The following is a 2,544-nucleotide window of genomic DNA, read 5'->3' as shown; positions in this document are numbered from 1 at the left end:
GCCGTTTCTTCCGCGGTGTCCCGTGAACGGCGTTCGATGTGCTCACCCACCTCGGCCAGCAACTCGTCGGGACGGTCGTTCGCGTAGTATCGAATCGATTTTCCGCTCGTCAGTTCGAGGCGCACGTACGGTTTCTCGTACTGAATCGAGGAGAGCCACTCGTAACGTATCTCGGTCGCTTCGTCCTTCGAATACGGAACTCGTGCCACCATATCGACGCCGACGCCCTCGTGGAACGTGACCGTCTCGTCGCCGACGAAGACGGTCGTAGTGAAGTAGCGTTCGTCGGGCGTTACGAACAGGGACGCGCCGGAACTGTAGTTCAGCGTGTACGTCGATTCGTGGGGTGTCGTTCCCGCCACGGTTCGACGCACCTGCTTCGTGTACTCCGCGTAGGGGTCGAGCAGGGTCCAGTACGCCCGGTCTATCTCCTTCGTCCCGAGATACCAGAGGCCGAGTCCGCTGGTGAGTCCGACGAGGTAGCCGATGCCCGTTCCGGTCGTCGCGCCGAAGAGAATCGAGAGTACGACAGCGAGCGCGACGCCCATTTCGAACCGCCACCCGAGCCACCAGAGGAACGTGCTCACGTCCCCTATCGTGTCGTCCATTCTTTTCGTGACTGGATTACGTTCTCGCCGATTGAATAGTTTCGTATCCGACCGGAATCGAATCGATGATTCACGGGCTCTATCGATGTCACTGTCCCTCACAGTAGCGCTTCGAAGGAACGCTTTAGCCTGGCGGGTTGTTGTGTTCAGGCGTGTTCGATACTCTCCACAGCGAACTCGAACTGATAGAGCGGGCGCTCGGGACCCTCCTGCTCGTCTCCGAACACGGACCTATCGGGATTCGGCGCCTGTCGCGCATCACCGAACGAGAACACCACGAAATCCGCGCCGCCCTCAAGCTCCTCGAAGAGGAGGGATACGTCGAATCGACGCCCGACGGAGCGACGATAACCCCCGAAGTCCAGACGTTTCTCGCCGGGCTAGACGACGATATCGACGACATGACGGCACGCATCGACGCGCTCCCCACTCGATCGACGGTGCCTACTCGCGCGGAACGCTGACGTTTCGCATCTCGGAATCGCAGTCCGGGCATTCCCCGGGGTGCTGAAGCGCGCTCACCCGCTTGCCGCAGTTCTCACATTCGTACGTTGCAGTCATCTCGGAGACCCTATGCCATGCAGTAAGTTAACAGTAGTTATTGTCGAAAAATCGAACGGTCAGTAGTCCAAATCGTCGGTGGTGTGGTCGAGCAACAGCACCGCGCCGCCGCCGACGAGGACGGCGACGAGCGCCCCGCCGATGACCGTCGGCGTCCACGCGAACGTCGACGCCGCGACCGTCTTCTCGACGGGGAAGCGAAGCGCTCCGACCATCAGGCTGACGAGGAAGGTCAACGTCGCCGCTCGGTAGTGCTCCAGTGCCCACGCAACGACCTTCGAAATAGTCAACAGCCCGACGAGGGCACCGACCATGAACGTCACGACGACGATCCCCGGCGTGACGACGGCCGCGACGGACCCGCCGTCGGCGAGTCCGACGAGCGCGTCCTTGACTCCGTGCAGACTTTCCGAGAGGTAGTTGTACTGACCGAGGAGCATGAGGATGAGCGCCCCGGACACGCCCGGGAGGATCATCGCACTGATGGCGACCATCCCGGTCACGAAGACGAGCGGAAGGGGCGTCGCACCGGTCGCCGATTCGGTCGCACCGGCTATCAGGAAGGCGACGGCGAAGCCAGCGATGGCGGCACCGACCTGCCCCGGCGTGCTCACCGACACCTCGTCGTAGAGGACGATGGCCGACGCGGCGATGAGTCCGAAGAAGAAGCCGTACAGCAGGACGGGATGCTGTTCACTTCCCCACGTGACCAGTCCCGTCACCGCCACGACCGCCGTTGCGATTCCCGCACCGAGTGCGAGCAGAAACGGGATGTCCATCTCGGAAAGGATTCGGCGGGCGTTCGCGCGTTCGTCGGGGTCGTACGCTCGGAGGATGTTCAGCACGATTCGCGGGTCGAACGACGCGACGGCCGAGATGAGTCGCTCGTAGATGCCCGTGATGAGGGCTATCGTCCCGCCGGAGACGCCGGGGACCGCATCGGCGGACCCCATGCAGACGCCTTTCAGGTAGACAGTCAGCAGGCCACGCATTGCACCCGGGTTTCCGGTCGAATCAAAAAACGATTCCCATCCGCGGTCGACACCAGCAGGCTCTCGCTCGTCACCAGTCACGCCCGGCACTACGGGCCACTCGAATATGAGAATGTGGGCTGGCGGGGTGGAATCAAGCGAACGGAAAAACGAAATCGAAACCCCAACCGACGCGCTTCAGTCGCGGCGCGCCACGACCATCGCGGCCGCGAACGTGCCGACCAGACCGGCACGGGTCGACGGTGCGGCGGGACTCGGCAGCGAACTGCTGTTCGTCGAGTCGTTGGCTCCGACGGTGCCGTTTCCGGCCGTCGCGTTACCGCTCGTCGAGTTACCGGCGTTCGCCGGACCTGACGAGGAGTTGTCGGTGGAGTTGTTCGCGC

5 protein-coding genes are annotated in these 2,544 nt (G+C 62.7%); 2 read left to right on the top strand and 3 right to left on the bottom strand.

The window, feature by feature from the left end; all coding sequences use genetic code 11:
* The coding region (locus BG842_RS13290) for a hypothetical protein (RefSeq protein ID WP_069451102.1) at positions 1-608 on the bottom strand (608 nt) is incomplete at its 3' end.
* Positions 609-760: 152 nt separating this feature from the next.
* Between BG842_RS13290 and BG842_RS13285 the strand changes: the two genes are divergently transcribed.
* Positions 761-1,072 carry a hypothetical protein gene (locus BG842_RS13285; RefSeq protein WP_254663144.1) on the top strand — a complete coding sequence of 104 codons (312 nt, stop codon included), beginning with the start codon at positions 761-763 and terminating at the stop codon, positions 1,070-1,072.
* On the opposite strand, the gene BG842_RS28880 is transcribed toward BG842_RS13285, so the two are convergent.
* Both BG842_RS28880 and BG842_RS13280 read right to left on the bottom strand, forming a co-directional pair.
* Positions 1,053-1,169 (bottom strand): rubrerythrin-like domain-containing protein, encoded by a 117-nt coding sequence (locus BG842_RS28880; RefSeq protein WP_139025542.1) that lies wholly within the window; start codon positions 1,167-1,169, stop codon positions 1,053-1,055. The genes BG842_RS13285 and BG842_RS28880 overlap by 20 nt on opposite strands.
* Positions 1,170-1,228: 59 nt before the next feature.
* Complete coding sequence (locus BG842_RS13280) at positions 1,229-2,161, bottom strand: DUF368 domain-containing protein (protein ID WP_069451100.1); 933 nt, start codon at positions 2,159-2,161, stop codon at positions 1,229-1,231.
* Positions 2,162-2,267: 106 nt separating this feature from the next.
* Between BG842_RS13280 and BG842_RS29890 the strand changes: the two genes are divergently transcribed.
* Positions 2,268-2,544 (top strand): hypothetical protein (locus BG842_RS29890; protein WP_175424151.1); only part of this gene is annotated, 277 nt, incomplete at its 3' end.

Source organism: Haladaptatus sp. W1, assembly GCF_001723155.1.
GTDB lineage: Archaea > Halobacteriota > Halobacteria > Halobacteriales > Haladaptataceae > Haladaptatus > Haladaptatus paucihalophilus.
This window is presented reverse-complemented; position numbering and strand designations above follow the sequence as displayed.